The sequence below is a fragment of the Campylobacter sp. RM16187 genome, assembly GCF_025319965.1.
GTDB lineage: Bacteria > Campylobacterota > Campylobacteria > Campylobacterales > Campylobacteraceae > Campylobacter_A.
In genome coordinates this window covers 1,847,287-1,864,627 of record NZ_CP012549.1, presented here as the reverse complement: position 1 = coordinate 1,864,627, position 17,341 = coordinate 1,847,287, and the positions used below count along the sequence as shown (strand labels likewise).

General features: G+C 37.4%; 13 protein-coding genes and 2 pseudogenes. 10 read left to right on the top strand and 5 right to left on the bottom strand.

The genetic code is table 11. The annotated features are described in order from the left end of the window. Nucleotides 1-720 precede the first annotated feature (720 nt). From CDOMF_RS09930 to CDOMF_RS09915, 4 genes are all read left to right on the top strand, one after another. Nucleotides 721-2,667: a multiheme c-type cytochrome gene (locus tag CDOMF_RS09930; RefSeq protein ID WP_442863537.1), complete on the top strand. Its 1,947-nt coding sequence runs from the start codon at nucleotides 721-723 to the stop codon at nucleotides 2,665-2,667. Between the two features lie 82 nt (nucleotides 2,668-2,749). Continuing rightward, nucleotides 2,750-4,753 (top strand): rhodanese-like domain-containing protein, encoded by a 2,004-nt coding sequence (locus CDOMF_RS09925; RefSeq protein WP_260951836.1) that lies wholly within the window; start codon nucleotides 2,750-2,752, stop codon nucleotides 4,751-4,753. A gap of 170 nt (nucleotides 4,754-4,923) precedes the next feature. After that, entirely contained in the window at nucleotides 4,924-6,294 is a 1,371-nt protein-coding gene (locus CDOMF_RS09920; protein WP_260951835.1) for a GntP family permease, read from the top strand. An 83-nt stretch (nucleotides 6,295-6,377) separates the two neighbouring features. Beyond that, the gene (locus CDOMF_RS09915) at nucleotides 6,378-7,499 is read left to right on the top strand and encodes a glycerate kinase family protein (RefSeq protein ID WP_260951834.1); all 1,122 of its coding nucleotides are present in this window, start codon (nucleotides 6,378-6,380) and stop codon (nucleotides 7,497-7,499) included. A gap of 42 nt (nucleotides 7,500-7,541) precedes the next feature. Here the strand turns inward: CDOMF_RS09915 and CDOMF_RS10815 are convergent. The 4 genes and pseudogenes from CDOMF_RS10815 to leuC all read right to left on the bottom strand — a co-directional run bounded on the left by CDOMF_RS10815 (nucleotide 7,542) and on the right by leuC (nucleotide 11,136). After that, nucleotides 7,542-8,008 (bottom strand): annotated as a pseudogene (locus CDOMF_RS10815) (YceI family protein). 174 nt (nucleotides 8,009-8,182) lie between these two features. Beyond that, nucleotides 8,183-8,867 (bottom strand): annotated as a pseudogene (locus tag CDOMF_RS09900) (phospholipase A). 305 nt (nucleotides 8,868-9,172) lie between these two features. Next, a complete protein-coding gene (locus CDOMF_RS09895) occupies nucleotides 9,173-9,733 on the bottom strand; it encodes a molybdenum cofactor guanylyltransferase (RefSeq protein WP_260951831.1) in 561 nt (186 codons plus the stop codon). A gap of 137 nt (nucleotides 9,734-9,870) precedes the next feature. Further along, complete coding sequence (gene leuC, locus CDOMF_RS09890; protein WP_260951830.1) at nucleotides 9,871-11,136, bottom strand: 3-isopropylmalate dehydratase large subunit; 1,266 nt, start codon at nucleotides 11,134-11,136, stop codon at nucleotides 9,871-9,873. A 122-nt stretch (nucleotides 11,137-11,258) separates the two neighbouring features. On the opposite strand from leuC, the gene CDOMF_RS09885 reads away from it, so the two are divergent. The 6 genes from CDOMF_RS09885 to tsaD are packed head-to-tail and all read left to right on the top strand — an operon-like array spanning nucleotide 11,259 to nucleotide 17,025. Further along, nucleotides 11,259-12,575, top strand: coding sequence for an NFACT RNA binding domain-containing protein (locus tag CDOMF_RS09885; RefSeq protein WP_260951829.1), 1,317 nt, complete (start codon nucleotides 11,259-11,261; stop codon nucleotides 12,573-12,575). An 11-nt stretch (nucleotides 12,576-12,586) separates the two neighbouring features. Next, nucleotides 12,587-12,919: a hypothetical protein gene (locus CDOMF_RS09880; RefSeq protein ID WP_169975456.1), complete on the top strand. Its 333-nt coding sequence runs from the start codon at nucleotides 12,587-12,589 to the stop codon at nucleotides 12,917-12,919. A gap of 37 nt (nucleotides 12,920-12,956) precedes the next feature. Next, nucleotides 12,957-13,688: a phosphatidate cytidylyltransferase gene (locus tag CDOMF_RS09875; RefSeq protein ID WP_260951828.1), complete on the top strand. Its 732-nt coding sequence runs from the start codon at nucleotides 12,957-12,959 to the stop codon at nucleotides 13,686-13,688. Beyond that, complete coding sequence (gene dxr / locus CDOMF_RS09870; RefSeq protein WP_260953180.1) at nucleotides 13,682-14,776, top strand: 1-deoxy-D-xylulose-5-phosphate reductoisomerase; 1,095 nt, start codon at nucleotides 13,682-13,684, stop codon at nucleotides 14,774-14,776. The genes CDOMF_RS09875 and dxr overlap by 7 nt, the downstream gene beginning before the upstream one ends. Then, nucleotides 14,777-16,021: a uracil-xanthine permease family protein gene (locus CDOMF_RS09865; RefSeq protein ID WP_260951827.1), complete on the top strand. Its 1,245-nt coding sequence runs from the start codon at nucleotides 14,777-14,779 to the stop codon at nucleotides 16,019-16,021. Nucleotides 16,022-16,023: 2 nt separating this feature from the next. Beyond that, a complete protein-coding gene (tsaD, locus tag CDOMF_RS09860; RefSeq protein ID WP_260951826.1) occupies nucleotides 16,024-17,025 on the top strand; it encodes a tRNA (adenosine(37)-N6)-threonylcarbamoyltransferase complex transferase subunit TsaD in 1,002 nt (333 codons plus the stop codon). A gap of 27 nt (nucleotides 17,026-17,052) precedes the next feature. Here the strand turns inward: tsaD and CDOMF_RS09855 are convergent, their stop codons facing one another. After that, complete coding sequence (locus CDOMF_RS09855; protein WP_260951825.1) at nucleotides 17,053-17,307, bottom strand: helix-turn-helix domain-containing protein; 255 nt, start codon at nucleotides 17,305-17,307, stop codon at nucleotides 17,053-17,055. Between the last annotated feature and the right edge of the window lie 34 nt (nucleotides 17,308-17,341).

The window sequence follows — 17,341 nt, the reverse complement described above, 5'->3', positions numbered from 1 at the left end:
AAATTTTTTAATAATTTAGTAATAGATATTTTAAATAAATAGACAAATTTATATTACTATTTTATACAAAATTGTTTCTAATTGTAACATAATAAAAGTTTTTTATTCTACTATTATTAATTATACTATTTAATATATTTATTTAATAAGTAATTAATATTATTTATAATTTAAGTATAAATTTAATATATTTTTTTAAGATAATTTATTTCCATATATTAACGATATTTCAATATATTTAAATAAAATTTAATGCTTTAGTAATACTTAGTATTATTGATACTATATATCAACAACAAAAATCCTTACATATAAAAAGTTACATAAAAATTATTAAAAATAATGGTAAAACCAATTATTATTTTAAAGACTTAATAAGAAAAATTTTAATTACATCAATATTTTAATATTTGTTTAAAATAAAAAGTATTAGGATTTTGTTAAATAAATGTTTTATATACAAATTCTCTTGCTCGTGAAAGGAGGGTTGTTAGCAAGAGCGGAGGTTGATCTTTAACAGTATAGAAGAGCGATGTTCGAAGTTAAGGCGGATTATGCCATCTGCTTTCTTTGAAGATTTAAAATATCTTGTCTGAGATGTTTTGATTTTATACTGATTATTTTATGTTGTTTAAAAAATACTGTGTTTTAAAAAATATTAAGGAGACTGAGATGAAACAAGGTTGGTTAAAATTCATAACCTGTAGTTGTTTTCTTGCTATGTGTGCTATCTCCCCTCTTACTGCGGATGACAAGTATGAGGAGCCTTTCGAGCAAGGTGAAACATTCCAGAATGACGGTGTCTCTCCAAGAACATTGGAGGACTATGTTGGGCACGAGAAAGAGTACTGGGAGTATCTAAAGAAAAATCACCCGGTATTTAAATATGAAAAAGAGGGTAGACTCGTTGGTAAATACGGACTAAGCGACCGTGTTGAAGAGTTTATCGAGATTAACCAAGGCCCTGCTTACGCTAAAGAGAACAATATGGAACACACAGCTGTTACATATCGCCTTGGCATGGAGTCATTCCTTGACTTCCCTAACAAATTTGTCGGACACAAAAAATGCGGCGAGTGCCACCCTGCACAATATATGCAATGGGAGCGCTCACGTCACGCTAAAACCATCAGATGGCCTGAAGAGCTTGATGAGGTTGGAGGAGACGTTAAAAAAGGTCTTCCTGGCGCTATCCCTACAACTCCGATTTTGACATCCGGTATTTGGCCTGATGATACATACGGCATCATCGGAACCCCAAGAACAAAATACGGCTTCCTTGATAAATGGCTAGTTCGCGGTACATACCACGTTGAAGACGGAAATTTAAGCGATCTTAGCGGTAGATTGGTAGCCGGCGGTAACCAATACTCGGTTTTGTGGGCTAAATTCCTAACTCCTGAAATGACTAAAAAGATAGCTGAATTCTCTCCGGGCTTCCCTACCAAAATGGAAGACTTCGGTAAAAGCGGTTCACACATGTGGGGTATGAACTCATACGGTGCTTCAAATAGAAAAAATTTCAAATTCCAACCTGCAAGCGCATACTGCGAAATTTGTCATACATTTAAATTTGACTTTAAATCCAAAGACGAGTTCTATGCAGCTCTTGGCGATGCTAAAAAACTAAGAGAGCATACGATAGCAAGAGGCATTAGCTGCGAGGAGTGTCACGGTGCGGGCGCTCACCTATATGGTGCTAGGGGTGCGGGTATGCCAAGTAACTGCGAAAGATGCCACCAAAGATTTGCATGGCATAAAGCAGATGCTGAAAAGAACCCAAGAAAGCAATTTAATGCATACTTTAAATCATCTTGTCCATCTTGCGGAACCGAAGGTGCTCAAATGTTTAGCTCTGCTCACTATGATGAGGGTATGAGATGTAACACTTGCCACGATCCGCATGAAGTTACAGCTAACGACTGGAAAGACGGCTATACTCTAACAGGACTTAAAAAGACTTGCGAAGACTGCCACGAAGTTCAAAAAAGCTTCTTTAAACAAGGCGGAATCCACGCGAAAGATAATTGTACAGGATGTCACATGCCTAACATGATGAGTTGTGAGAACTTCGCAGCTGTTCAAAACCCTGATAAAGGCGGATTTGACAACGTTCGTGCTTCACACATCTGGAACATCATGGTTGATAAAGATAGAAAATCAATCAACCCACCTGAAGGCAAACCAAGAGATCCTATGACCGTAAAAGGCTGGACACTTGATAGAGATGAAAACGGAAGATTCTTCGTTGACTTGATGTGGTCATGCGGTAGAACAAGCTTTAGTGATCCAAACTTAATGGCTCCTGGAGCTAGCGGTTGCCACAGCCCTGTTCAATCAACATTGCCTGATAAGCTTAAATTTACAGATCAAGCTATGATCTATGACTTGGTTATGGAATGGCAAATGCCTGTAAAAGATGGATATTCAAAAGCTGAGATAGGACTTAGAAAAATAGATAGAGCAATGAGTAATAACAAAAAACTATCTACTGATCAAAAAGCTAGAATCATATCTTTTGCAAAACAAGCGCAAGATATACTAGATAAAGTGCAAAAAGACGGCTCTTGGGGCGTTCACGGTCCTAAATATTCTTTAAAACTAGTTGATGAGGCTTTGATTTACGTTGAGCAAGCAACTGATATCTTAGAAGGTAGAACAAAATAAATCAAACGGCTCGTGAGGCTTGTTTTTAAGCCTCACCCGCTATAACTTGATGATTTCATCGAGATTATAAAAAGGAAAGAATATGTATGGATTGTGTATGAGATTTATGATACTTTTTGCTTTAGTGATATCTCATAATCTTTTTGCCAATATGGATTCGCCTCTGAATTTTGGTATTGAGGGCGCAAAATCTCTTAGTATAAATCAAGCTGAGAAGATGCTAGGCCAAAAAGATACATACTTTATTGATATGAGTTCACCGGCTGGTCGTATATCCGGGCACATTCCTGGAGCGATCTTAAATAATGCAGATGATTTAAACATATCGCTATTGCCAAAAGACAAAAAGGCTCATTTGGTATTTTATTGTGATAACAGAATGAGCTTTGATAGTAGCGTTGCAGCAAAGGTTGCTAAAAGTCAAGGCTATGAGAACATCTATATTCTTAATGATGGTATAGAAGGATGGATTATAGCTGGAAATAAATTTGAAAAACCTGGCAAAGCCAGAAAACAACTTACAAAAGAGAAGATAGAAGACTATGATGATGGAATTCACAGTGGTATGCTGTTTGGTAAAATTCCATCTTGTAGAGATTGCCATAGTTCAGATAAAATTCCGTTTGCTTCAAAAGAGCAACGTGAGGAGCTGTTTAAAGATAAGGCTTTTGTAAATGACAATTGTATGAGCTGTCACAAAGATATCAAAAAAGACTTTATGGGCAGTGTTCACGATGAGAATGCTCATAAAAATTTAGATCCGAATAAAGAGCTTCCAAGTTGTAGTGATTGTCACTCTGTGCACACAGCGGGCGCTAAAATGCATCTTGACATTAAACAACTTAGCGAGCAAAAATGCGGTTCTTGTCACGAAGAGCAACAAAAGCACTATCATGACACCTTCCACGGTAAAGCGCTACTGCTAAATAAACCGGGCGATGCGCCAAGAGTTGCTGCGTGTTTTGATTGTCACGGAACACACAACGTATTTAAGATCGACGATCCTAAATCAACTCTTCACATGACTGAAAATCGTATCAAGACATGTTCTGAGTGTCACCCTAACGCAAACGCAAATTTCGTTAGCTTCGTAGCTCACGCAGACCATACCGACGGCGAGAAATTCCCGCTGCTTCACTCTGCGTATATATTTATGACAGGTCTTGTGATAGCGGTATTTGCATTCTTTGGTTTCCATACATTCTTGTGGTCGATTAGACTAATCAGAATGAGACTTGAAAATCCGGTCGCTTGGAAAAAAGCAAGAGAGGCGGCTCACCACGATAGAGTTAAAGTAAAACGCTTTAGCGCATTCCATATGTGGCAACACTTCTTTATGGCTGCATCGTTCCTTGGACTTGCGTTCTCGGGCTTACCGCAAAAATTCTATACGGCTCCTTGGGCTCAAGATATGATGAATTTAATGGGCGGACCTATTATGGCTACTCAAATTCACCATATATCAGCGGTGATAATGTTTGCAGTGTTCTTCAGCCACATAGCTGAGATTATGATGAACCTAGGCAAATTTAAAATATTTGGTGAAGATAGCTTGATGCCAAATCTTCAAGACTTTAGAGATATGAAAGATCACTTCATGTGGTTTATCGGCAAAGGTGAAAGACCTCAGTTTGACCGCTGGACATACTGGGAGAAATTCGACTACCTTGCGGTGTTCTGGGGTATGTTTATCATAGGACTTTCAGGTCTTATACTATGGTTCCCTAACTGGTTTGGTAACTTCTTGCCGGGATGGATGATCAACCTATCAACTCTAGTTCACTCAGACGAAGCGTTGCTAGCGACAGGATTTATCTTCGCTATCCACTTCTTCAACACTCACTTTAGAGCAGACCGCTTCCCAATGGATACGGTAATCTTCTCAGGAAGCCTAACTGCCGAAGAGATGAGACAAGAAAGAAGCAAGTGGTATGACCGCTTGATGAAGAACGGAATGCTAGAAAAGCTTATCGAAAAAGAGGACAAGTTTGCTTCATACTCTCTGCTTGCTAAACTTGCAGGTTATGCTATGCTAATCACTGGTATGGTGTTCTTGTTTATGATGATTTACGCTTTTATAGCTTAAATTTTAATTTTTAATCCCTGCTACAAATTCCCCTGCTGACAAGCGGGGGAATTTTATTATTTTTCTATTTTGCTTTTCAAAATAAAATTCAATTAAAAATATAATTTTAAAATCTTTTCAATATTTTTTTGGTAATATCTAACAAGTAATTTATATCATAGGGAGCTTTTATGGGTGGTGTTGGTTTAATCATTTGTTTTATTGTGGCTATCGTTTTGATGATATGGCTTATATCCAAAGTCGGAGTTCATCCATTTCTTGCTATTATGGTTGTATCTTTAGCTCTTGCTATAGTGGCTGGCATTGATCTTGCTAAAATTCCTGGCATTATAGGAAATGGATTTAGTGGAATATTTAAAAGTATAGGCATAGTTATTATTTTTGGTGCACTTATAGGTATGGCACTGGAAAAAACAGGCGCAGCGCTGAAATTAGCAGATATTGTTATAAAGTGTGTTGGTGAGAAAAGACCTGAAATGGCGATGCTTGTCATGGGCTGGATTGTTGGAATTCCAGTATTTTGTGACAGCGGATTTGTTGTACTTGACCCAATTCGTCGAGCCATCAAAGAAAAGATAAGTGCGAATCCAGTTGGTATGGCTGTAGCACTATCAGGAGGTCTTTATACATCTCACGTATTTATTCCTCCTACTCCGGGACCTATTGCAGCGGCAGGACTTGTGGGCGTTGGTGGAAATTTACTATTAGTGATTATAGTTGGTATGGTAGTGTCCATACCTGTTCTTATTGCTGCATACGCCTATGCAAAATACATAGGAACTAAGATAACTTTAAAAGAGGATATGCAAGATATTGGAAAGAGCTATGATGAGATTATTAAAAGTCATGGTGTGCTACCAAGTGCTTTTTTAAGCCTTGCCCCTATCTTTGCTCCTATTGTCTTAATGGCACTTGGTTCAATTGTGAAGATGGCTAAACTTCAAGGCGGTTTTGCAAATTTTATGCTGTTTTTGGGAAACCCTGTAATAGCTCTTGGTATAGGTGTAATTTTTGCTGTTGTATTACTAGCAAAAACAGGCAAGATTGGCGAATTCAATCTAATGACAAATGACACTTTGAAAATAGTGGGTCCGATTTTATTTATAACTGCGGCAGGCGGTGTTCTTGGCAAAGTTATTGCAGAAGCCGGATTTGTTGAATTTATGAAACAAAATGCTCATATAATAGGCTCTGTAGGCATATTTTTCCCATTTATTATCTCGGCTATCATAAAAACCGCACAAGGAAGCTCAACAGTAGCTCTTACTACAACGGCTGCTATTATGGGACTTTTTACCGATGGAACATCTATGATGGCTACTTTGGGTCTTACTACGGAGATGGGCGCAGTGCTAACTGTAATGGCTATAGCTGCTGGTGCGATGACAGTTTCTCATGCCAATGATAGCTATTTCTGGGTTGTAACCAACTTCAGCCAGATGACGCCTGAACAAGGATATAAAACTCAAACTACTCTTACGCTAATAATGGGTCTTGTAGGTATTTTAACCGTATGGATAGCTTCACTTATATTGCTATAGTTTGTAAATATTGCATTTTTGGCTAAATTTGGATATTTATTTCCAAATTTAGCCATTGGAATTTATAAATTTAGGGAGAAATTATGAGGGTTTTGGTAGCGGTAGATTCTTTTAAAGGATCGCTCAGCTCACTTGAAGTTGGCAAAGCAGTAAGAGAAGGCATAAAAAACTTATGTGATGAGGTTATAGTAAAGCCTATAGCAGATGGCGGAGAGGGAAGCGTGGAAGCTCTTGCGGATGCGCTTGGCGGAACTTATGTAGACGCGATAGTTCAAAATCCACTAGGCGAGAAAATCCCTGCTAGATACGCTTTAGCAGGAGATCTTGGAATATTAGAAATGGCAAGCGCAAGCGGACTTACTCTTGTAGAGCCAAATCGCAGAAATCCTATGAAGACTAGCACATATGGTTTTGGGCAGATGATACTTCATGCGATTCATAAGGGTGCAAGAAAGTTTATAATAGGTATAGGCGGAAGTGCAACCAATGACGCAGGAACAGGTATGCTAAGTGCGCTTGGATATGAATTTTATGATGAAGACGGTAATTTGTTAGAAGGAATCGGTGAAAATTTGATAAAAATCACTAGAATTTCAGAATCTAATGTGTTGCCAGAGCTTAAAGAGTGCGAGTTTTTAATAGCCTGTGATGTTGACAATCCTCTTTTTGGCAAAAACGGAGCCGCTTACATTTATGGACCTCAAAAGGGAGCTAATGAGCAGATGGTAAAAGAGCTTGATGCAGGACTTATAAGTTTTGCAAGCGCCACAAGTGAGCATTTTTCTAGCGAATTTTGGAATTTTAAAGGTGCAGGCGCTGCCGGAGGATTAGGATTTGGATTTGTTAGCTATCTAAACGCCAAGCTAAAGTCAGGAATTGATATTATTACAGAAGAAATTAGGCTTGAGGATGAGATTAAAAAAGCCGATCTGGTAATAACCGGCGAAGGTAGAATGGACTATCAGAGTGCTATGGGCAAGACACCTATAGGTGTTGCAAAAATAGCCAAAAAACATAACAAGCCAGTAGTTTCAATAGCAGGATGCGTAAAAGAAGATGCTAGAAGCTGTAATGAAAATGGTATAGATGCTTTTTTTAGTATTTTAAATGAGCCTATGACTCTCAATGAAGCAATGGATGAAAATACTACAAGAGAGAATATAAGGCGAGTTTGCGAGCAAGTAATAAGGCTTTATAAATTATAACTTTTTGATATGCCTGCCTCCTTGGCAGGCAAATTTATTATATTATTTCGCTTTGGCTTCTACTTCTATTTTAAGTTCAACTTTGTTTGAAACCATAGCATCAGGGAATTTCTTGCCAAGACCGAAATCTTCTCTTTTTAGCTCGCCATCTATGCTAAAGCCAATCACTTCTATGCCTCTCATATTTTTGCTATCGCCGTGATATTCGAAGTCTAGTTTGATAGGTTTTTTAATACCTTTTATAGTTAAATCACCATAAATTTTGCCCTCGTTTGAGCCATTTTTTTCAAATTTAGTCATTTTAAATGTGATTTTGTCAAATTTGGGCGTATCGAAAAAATCATCATTTTTTAAGTGCTCGTCTCTCTTTTGTTTTGTGTATTGATAGAGTTTGTATCTATACTAACCTCAAGTGCTTTTAGCTCATTTGATGTTTTATCATAGTCTATTACGGCATCATATTGTTGAAAATTTCCTCGAACTTTTGAAATTTTTAGGTGTCTAACCATAAATCCCAAATCGCTATGAGATTTATCTATTTCATAGCTTGCTGCATTTAAAAAACTTGCACAAAGCGCTGCTAAAACAGAAAATTTGATAATTTTTTTCATTTTTGCTCCTTTTGAATAATTTTTCAAAAGTATAATTTAAATTTAAAAACAGATGACAAATAAGTTATTTTTTTATTTTACTAGGGCAAAACCAATGCCTATCTTATCTCTACGCCTATCATAGTCTATAAGGCTCTCATCGTATCCGCTAAAGTATTTTAAGTATCCGTAAACTCCTGATTGTCCGAATGGAAAAAGCCATCCAAGCTCAAAGGAGCCCTTGTTGGTGCTATCAAATTGCAAGTTGTTTCTTATCATTGCGGTTAGCATATGTCTTTTGTATGGATAAGCAAGTGTCACATCGGCTTTTCCTATGTATTTTTCAATATCTGGATTATCGTCCGCACCGTCAGGGTCAGGTAGTCTAATCCATGCACGAGGAATTATCAATAAGTTATTGATATAGAATTTAGCCTCTAATTCTATTCCATGATCTTGATTTTTCACCTCCTTGCCCGTTGCTTTCGTGCAAAAGTCCAAATCTTAAATAGTCTAGGCTTTGCAAAAACGGTATTTTTGTAGGAAAAGTTATAAACAGTTCCGGTCTATAGTTTGTCTCGCGAAACGGAGTAGAGCTCTTTGCGGTCTGCCACCACGATTCTTGAGAGTAACCAAACGAGATGGTTTCGTTTAGATCAAAAACGTTATAAAGTATTGGCTTTTGAAGACTGATTTGGAAGTTTGTCTCAAATTTTCGCCTTCCTTCCACCTCTTTAAAAGCGACTGAGGCCGGTAGAATATAGTTTAAGTGGTGCATTTTTATACCTAAAATTTCATCTAAGTTGTAAGGCTTTGCGCTCTCGTAAGATTCCCATAAGTGTTTATCATTTGTCTCTTTGCTGTTTTCTAAAATTTGAGCTACTGTATTGTTGGGAGCTATTGTTCCAAGCTCTGACTTAACCGTATTGTTGTTGTCTAGTGCTGATTTGGCAGCTAATTTATAGTACTCAAGAGCTCCTTTTATATCTCCTTGCTTTTCAAGATCAGCCGCCTTGTCATAGAGCTCTTGAGTGCTACCTGCTACTAAATTTATGCACAAAAATAGCAATATATATATAAATTTCATAGTTTGTCTCCTGTAGCTTCTTCGTATTCGTTTGGATAGTTTATATTAAAAAACTCTTTTTTATCTTGAAATTTTAGCTTTTTGCATCTGCATTTGCTTTGCAGTATGCCTATTTTATGCTCTTTTTGCTCATATAGCTCTTTTGCGATATCGGCTAAATTTGCATTAAAAAACCCGCAAAGAGAGTGTGTGTGAGAGTCATCCATAGGCACTACTATATCAAATTCATTTGTAAATTTATAAAGCTCTTTTATGGTGTTTTCATTGACAAATGGCATGTCTGCAGGGATTATAAATACATATTCGTTTTTAAAATTAGAAAGTATGCTAAAAAGTGCTAGCATCGGTGAAAAATCATCGCTTATCTTATCTTTGATAAGCCTTAACGGCGGATCAAATTTATCAAATTTTGAGCTTACAAAGACGTTTTTAAAAATTTGGCTAAATTTATCCACTTGAAAGTGCGTAAGTGTGTTAAAGCCTTTAAATGGCAACAGAGTCTTATCTCTGCCCATTCTGGAGCTTTTGCCACCTGCTAAAATAACGCAATTTTTCATCTTTTTCCTTAAATTTCAGGCTATTTTTAATCGGTATTCTAGCAAAAATTCAAAATCAATAAAAATTTCTATGAAGGTTTCGTGAGATGGAATTAAATTTTTATTATAAATTATAATCCCGCTCACGAAATAGTGTGTTACAAATCTCTTGGGTCGGCTATCTTCCCCGCCACTGCCGAAGCTGCGGCAACAGCCGAATTGGCTAAATATACTTCGCTGGTTCTATCACCCATTCTACCGACAAAATTTCTATTTGTGGTACTTACGCATCTTTCGCCAACGCCTAAGATACCCATATATCCGCCCAGACACGCTCCGCATGTAGGATTACTTACGACAGCTCCCGCCTCTACGAATATGTCCATAAGACCTTCTTTTTGTGCTTGCAGAGCGATTTTTTGTGTTGCCGGTGTGATTATAAGCCTTGTTCTTTTGGCTACTTTTCTGCCTTTTAAAATTTCAGCAGCTATTCTAAGATCGCTTAAGCGACCGTTCGTGCAAGATCCGATAAACGCCTGATCTATTGTCAGATCGTCTTTGACAGCCTCTCTTACGCTCTTGCCGTTGCTTGGTAAAAATGGATATGCGATAACGGGATCAAGATTTGTGACGTCTATTTCTATTATTTGCTCATATTTTGCGCCGTCATCGGAATGGAAAAATTTTGGCTCGGCGCGCATAGTTTTATCTTTTAAAAACTCCTTTGTAGTCTCATCTACGGCTATTATTCCGCTCTTTCCACCGGCCTCTATCGCCATATTGCACATAGAAAAGCGCCCATCCATATCAAGGTTATCTATAACCTCTCCGCTAAATTCAAGAGCTTTGTATAATGCTCCGTCTACGCCTATACGGCGGATTATTTCAAGGATTAGGTCTTTACCGTAAACGTGTGTGCCAAGTTTGCCTTTAAAAATCACTTTTATAGTTGGCGGCACTTTAAACCAGTTTTTGCCCGTTATCATTGCGTAGGCTAGATCGGTAGAGCCCATGCCCGTAGAAAATGCTCCAAGCGCACCGTGAGTACAGGTGTGAGAATCCGCTCCGATGATCACATCTCCTGGCACTACAAGACCTTTTTCTGGAAGCAGGGCGTGCTCTATGCCCATATCTTTTTCGTCAAAATAATTTTTTAGATCGTGTTTATAAGCAAATTCTCGTGAAATTTTGGCCTGATTTGCGCTTAAAATATCTTTAGCAGGGATGTAGTGATCCATTACGATACAAAATCCGTCAGGATTCGCCAATTTTTTTGCACCGCTTCTCTCGAATTGTTTGATAGAAATCGGTGTTGTTATGTCGTTACCTATGACCATATCGATCTTTGACTCTATGATCTGTCCAGCTGATACCTCACGTCCTACGTGATCTGAGAAAATTTTTTCAGTGATGGTTTGTTTCATGAAATTCCTTTTAAGCAATCTCTTTAAATTTGGCTAAAGATATTGTATATATTGTTTATTACGCAACTTAAAATTTGCCCGATTTTATCAAAATTTTGCTAATTTTTCGTATAATGATGGCTATGAAATACGCATATTTAAAACAGATTGAAACATATTTGGCTAAATTTAGAAAAATTACAGGTATCAAAAGAGCCTCGGATATGGCTATTTTGATACAGTTTGACTCTAAATTTACTCTATTTTTTGACCTTAGCAAATCATCTTCTTCTATCTACTCAAATGAGGATTTTATCGTTATAAAAGAATACAAAGCCCCATTTGATATCGCTCTAAAAAAAAGATTTTCAAACTCTAAAATTTTAAGTGTAAAAACTCTTGAGAACAATAGAATTTTAGAGTTTGTCTGTGTTCAGGAGGGCTCATATAAGAGTGTTACAAACCATCTTTTTTTGGAATTTACCGGACGTTTTACAAATGCGATAATAACCGATGAAAATGGCGTTATAATCGAGGCTTTAAGACATATTGAAAATAGTTTAAGGCAGGTAAAACCAGGCAAAGTTTTAGTCCAGCTTGAGCCAATAGAGATAAAGGAAAAAGAGGTTGATAAAATAAGTGACTTTGAGCAGTTTTTCAAAGATGAATTTGATAAGCTTAGCAGTAAAAATTTAGCAAATTTAAAAGATATAAAATCGGCTCAAATTATAAAAAAAACAGAATCTTTAAAAGAGAGCATAAGCGCTCTTGAAAGCTCAGATGAGTTAGCAAACCAAAGTGAAATTTTAAGTAAAAATGCAACTATAATCTTAGCAAATTTACATCATTTAAAAGATTTTGACAGAGAGTTAAATTTAATCGATTTTAGCGGACAAAGCCTAAAATTTTCTATCCCGGACACCCCGAAAAACAGTGCAAATTTATTTTTTACAAAATCAAAAAGACTCAAACAAAAATCAATCGGCATAATAAATGAGAGGGCAAATTTAGAGGAGAAATTAAGCTTTTATCAAAATTTGCTAAATTTGATACAAAATGCGAAGACATTAAGCGAACTTGAAATTTTATATCCTAAAAAGACTCAATCAAAGCAAAAAGATGATATTAGTGACGGAGTTGAGAGCTTTTTCATAAGTGATTATAAAATCCTGGTAGGTAGAAACGAGAAAGGCAATATAGCTCTTTTAAAAAGCGCCAAAAAAGATGACGTATGGCTTCATTTAAAAGATATCGCCTCGGCTCACGTTATAATCAAAACGGCAAAAATGTCGCCTAGCGAGGAAGTTTTAAGATTCGCAGCTAAGCTTTGTGTGGAATTTAGCGTAAATGGAGCCGGAAATTATGAAGTGGATTATACAAAAAGGGCAAATGTCAAGATGAATGAGGGCGCTAATGTAAACTATACAGATTTTAAGACGATAGTAGTAGTAAAAGAGTAAAAGGAGATAAAATGCCTGTAACGCCTATAGGAAATACTATTTTTATAAACCAAAATATGAATATCGTCTCAAATAAACAGGCTGAGGTGCAAAATCGCTTTGATTTACAAAATTTAGCCGCAATGACTTTAAATGATGAAAAAAACGAAGAGGTTGCGCAAGTGCGTCCGACTGAGGAGACATACAAGATAGATCCTCAACATCAGCATGAAAAATCTAAAAGCGATCAAGAAGAGAGTGTTTTTGACGATGAGGAGCAAAAAAAATTAAGCGATAAAGAGACTGATGATGATGGCAATATCGAGGATGAAGAGGAAAGACCGATCTTAGATATTAAAATATAAGCAAAGTTTTTATAGAATTTCCAATTAAAGGAAACCCATGAAAACACGTATAATCACAGGAGTTGCATTATTTCTGGCGGTTTTAGCTATTTTTATCATAGATAGCTATCTTTTAAATTTCATAATTTTAGGCATTGTTTTATTCTTTTCATTTGTAGAAAGCGAAAAACTTTATGGATTAAAAGAGAAGACTTTGGTCATAATAGCTATGATTTTTTATCTTCTGGCTCCATTTTCAAACCCGGTATTTATAGCAATTTTGAGTGTTTTATTAGTGCTTAGCGTATTGGCACATTTTAAAAGTGAGAGCCTAAGATCGGTCTTACCTTTTTTATATCCAATGACGCCAATATTTCTTATTTGGATGCTCTATTCAGAATTTGGCATCGCATATCTTGCTTGGATGATTTTAACAGTCGTCGCCTGCGATAGCGGAGCCTACTTTATAGGTAAATTTTATGGCAAAAGAGTCTTTAGTTTAACCTCTCCAAATAAGACTTGGGAGGGTGTAGCCGGTGGAATTTTTGTGGGTTCTTTCGTAGGTGCTTTTTTTGGGTATTTTGTTACTGAAGATATTTTGCATAGCCTGCTTACAAGCCTTTTTGTAGCGGCATTTGGAGTGTGGGGAGATCTGTTTGAGAGCTATTTAAAGCGAAATGCCGGTGCAAAAGATAGCGGAGATATATTTCCAGGACACGGCGGAATGCTTGATAGGATAGACGGGTATCTGTTTGGCGTAGTTGCGATGCTTTGGATGCTTTCGTGGTAGTCTTAGGCTCAACCGGCTCCATAGGCAAGACTAGCCTAAATTTGGCTGCTAAATTCGATATAGAAGTTGAAGCGCTTAGTTGCAACTCAAACTACGAGCTTTTAAACGAGCAAATTTTAAAATTTAATCCCAAATTTGTCTGTATAAATGATGAAAAATTAGCTAAATTTGTTAAGCATAAGCAAGTTTTTGTAGGAGAAAAAGGCATCTTAGATATGCTTGAAGCCTGCAAATCTAATCTTGTGATAAACTCTCTTGTAGGCTTTGCAGGGCTTGCTCCGAGTGTTAAAATCCAAAATTTAAGCAAAAAGCTAGCTCTTGCAAATAAAGAAAGCCTCGTCGTAGGCGGTAAATTTTTAAACACAAAAGCGATAAATCCGATAGATAGCGAGCACTTTGGGCTTAAATTTCTGCTTGAAAATAAAACTCCGATTGATAGACTCATCATAACCGCAAGCGGCGGAGCGTTTTATAAAACGCCTATAAAAGCGCTAAAAAATGTAAAGGCAAAAGACGCGCTAAAGCACCCAAACTGGGATATGGGAGCTAAAATCACGATAGATAGCGCCACGATGGCAAATAAGCTCTTTGAGGTTTTGGAGGCTTTTTGGCTCTTTGGCACGGATAAGATAGACGCGCTGATCGAGCCAACATCGATGATACACGCACTTGTGGCGTTTAAAGACGGCTCAACTAGCGCGCACCTTTCAAAAACGGACATGAGTTTAGCCATAGCGCATGCTATTTTAAATAAACGGGATTTAAGTTCGCAAATAACTGCAAATTTAGATCTGCTCGCACTTAAAAACATCAAATTTCACAAGATAAATTTGAAAAAATATCCGATTTTCTCGCTTAAAGAGCAGCTTCTTAGCAATCCTGATTTAGGTGTGGTTGCAAATAGAGCCAACGAGAGTTGTGTCTATAAATTTTTAAAAGGCGAGTGTGGATTTTTAGATATTTCAAGGATAACTTTATCTAGCGTTAAGAAATTTCAAGATATCAAAATTTCAAATTTAGATGATATTTTTGCGGTTGATAAAGAGGTTGAAATTTGGACGCAAAAAGAGCTTAGCAAAAGGAATTAAATGGAAAATAGGTATGAGGGATATAAATTTAGACTAAAAGACAGCCTCATAGGCGTTCAGTTTTTGTTTGTGGCGTTTGGCGCGCTTGTTTTAGTGCCGATTTTAACGGGACTTGATACGAGTGTAGCGCTGTTTACTGCCGGTATTGGAACCTTGCTTTTTCAGTTTGTTACACGCAAAAATGTGCCGCCGATCTTTTTGGCTTCTAGTTTCGCTTTTATTGCTCCCATTACTTTTAGTATCGAAAAATGGGGGATTTCCGCTACTATGGGCGGCATAGTATTTGCGGGATTTTTCTATGTGATTTTAAGTCTTTTGGTTAGATTTAAAGGGGAGTCGTTTTTGCATAAACTGCTTCCTCCTGTAGTTGTTGGGCCGGTGATTGTAACTATAGGACTTATTCTATCGCCTGCGGCTGTTAATATGGCTATGGGCAAGGGAAATGAGGCTATGTATACTCAAAATGAGGCTATGACTGTAGCGTTTATATCATTGATTGCGACTATTTGCGTGATGATGTTTGCCAAAGGGATGTTTAGATTGATTCCGATTTTATTTGGAATTGTGGTGGGGTATATCGTATCTTTTTTTATGGGCATGGTAAATTTTACTCCGATTTTTGAATCCGCTTGGTTTAGAATACCAAATTTCACCGCGCCTACGTTTGAATTTGAGCCTATTATTTATATGATTCCTATTGCCATTGCTCCTGCTATCGAGCACATAGGAGATATGCTTGCTATCAGTAATGTCACTAAAGAAAATTTCTTGAAAAATCCGGGGCTTAAAAACACTCTTTTAGGAGACGGACTTGCTACTAGCCTTGCAGCTTGTTTTGGCGGACCTCCGAACACTACCTACTCTGAAGTTACTGGAGCTGTTAGCATCACTAAGGCCTATAACCCTGCCATTATGACCTTTGCTGCGATTACTGCGATACTGCTTGCCTTTGTAGGCAAACTTGGCGCAGTGCTTGCCACTATCCCGACTCCTGTTGTGGGCGGTATTATGCTGCTGCTTTTTGGTATCATCGCTTCTGTGGGTATTGAGACGCTTATTAAGCATAATGTCGATTTGGCAGAGCCAAGAAATATGATAATCGTAGCGCTTATTTTTGTTTGTGCTATCGGCGGAATGCTGCTTGACTTTGGTCTGGTTAGCTTTTCAGGCGTTGGTCTTGGAGCGGTAGTCGGCATAGTATTAAATTTAATACTGCCAAAAACCAAACATTATGAAGGATTTTAACGGTGATTTTAGGTATCGAAAGCAGTTGTGACGATAGCTCCGTCGCTTTGCTTGACATCAAAAGCTTAAAGCTTATCTACCATAAAAAAATTTCTCAAGATGAGCAGCACTCAAAATTTGGCGGAGTAGTGCCTGAGCTTGCGGCTAGGCTTCACACTGCCGCTTTGCCAAAGCTGCTTGAAGAGATAAGACCAAATTTCAAGGACATCAAGGCCATCGCCGTGACAAACGAACCGGGGCTTACCGTAAGCTTGGTGGGCGGAGTTAGTATGGCAAAGGCGCTTAGTATCTCGCTAAATGTGCCGTTAATAGCTGTAAATCACCTTGTCGGACACATCTATTCGCTATTTTTAGAGAGCGAGGCGCGCTTCCCGCTTGGCGTGATGCTTGTTAGCGGCGGACATACGATGATACTTGATATCGATGAAAAAGGCGATATTAAGTTGCTTGCTTCGACTATGGATGATAGTTTTGGTGAGAGCTTTGATAAAGTTGCTAAGATGCTTGATCTTGGCTATCCGGGCGGTGTAGAGGTCGAAAAATCAGCTAAAAACGGCAGGGAAAGATTTAGCTTTACTGTGCCGCTTCTTGGAGATCCTCGCATGGCATATAGCTTTTCCGGGCTTAAAAATCAGGTTAGAGTCGAGATAGAAAAGCTAAAAGAGAGCGGAAATTTAAGCGAGCAAGATATCAGCGATATATGCTACGCTTTTGAAAATGCTGCTTGCAAACATATCATGAATAAGCTTGAAAAAGTTTTTAAAGAGCGAAAATTTAAGCGCTTTGGTGTGGTTGGAGGCGCAAGTGCAAATCTAAATTTACGCTCGCGAATCGAAAATTTATGCTCTAAATTTGAGTGCGAGCCCCTGCTTGCACCGCTTAAATTTTGCTCGGATAATGCCGCTATGATAGCTAGAGCAGGGCGTGAAAAATACTTGAAAAAAGAGTTTGTGAAATTTATCGAGTTAAAGATAAATCCACGTGTTAAATTTGATGAGGCTTAAATATTGATTTAATATTATCGGTAGAATTTAATCTTTTAAAATTTCAGCTATCTCCACTTTTAATACTTTTGAAATTTTATAAATATGCTCCAAATTAAAGTGTTTGTTATAGCGGTTACTTTCGCAGTTTGAATAAAAGGCGACCGATTTTATATCTATGCTTAATGCTAAATCAAGCTGGGATATGCCATTAGTTTCTCTTAAATTTCTTATGTTTTGCGATATTTTCTTATAAAAATTCAAAATTTCATCATCGCTAAAGTTTTTAAATTCATTAGGCATTCTTTATCCTATAGGATTAATATTAAAAAAAAGG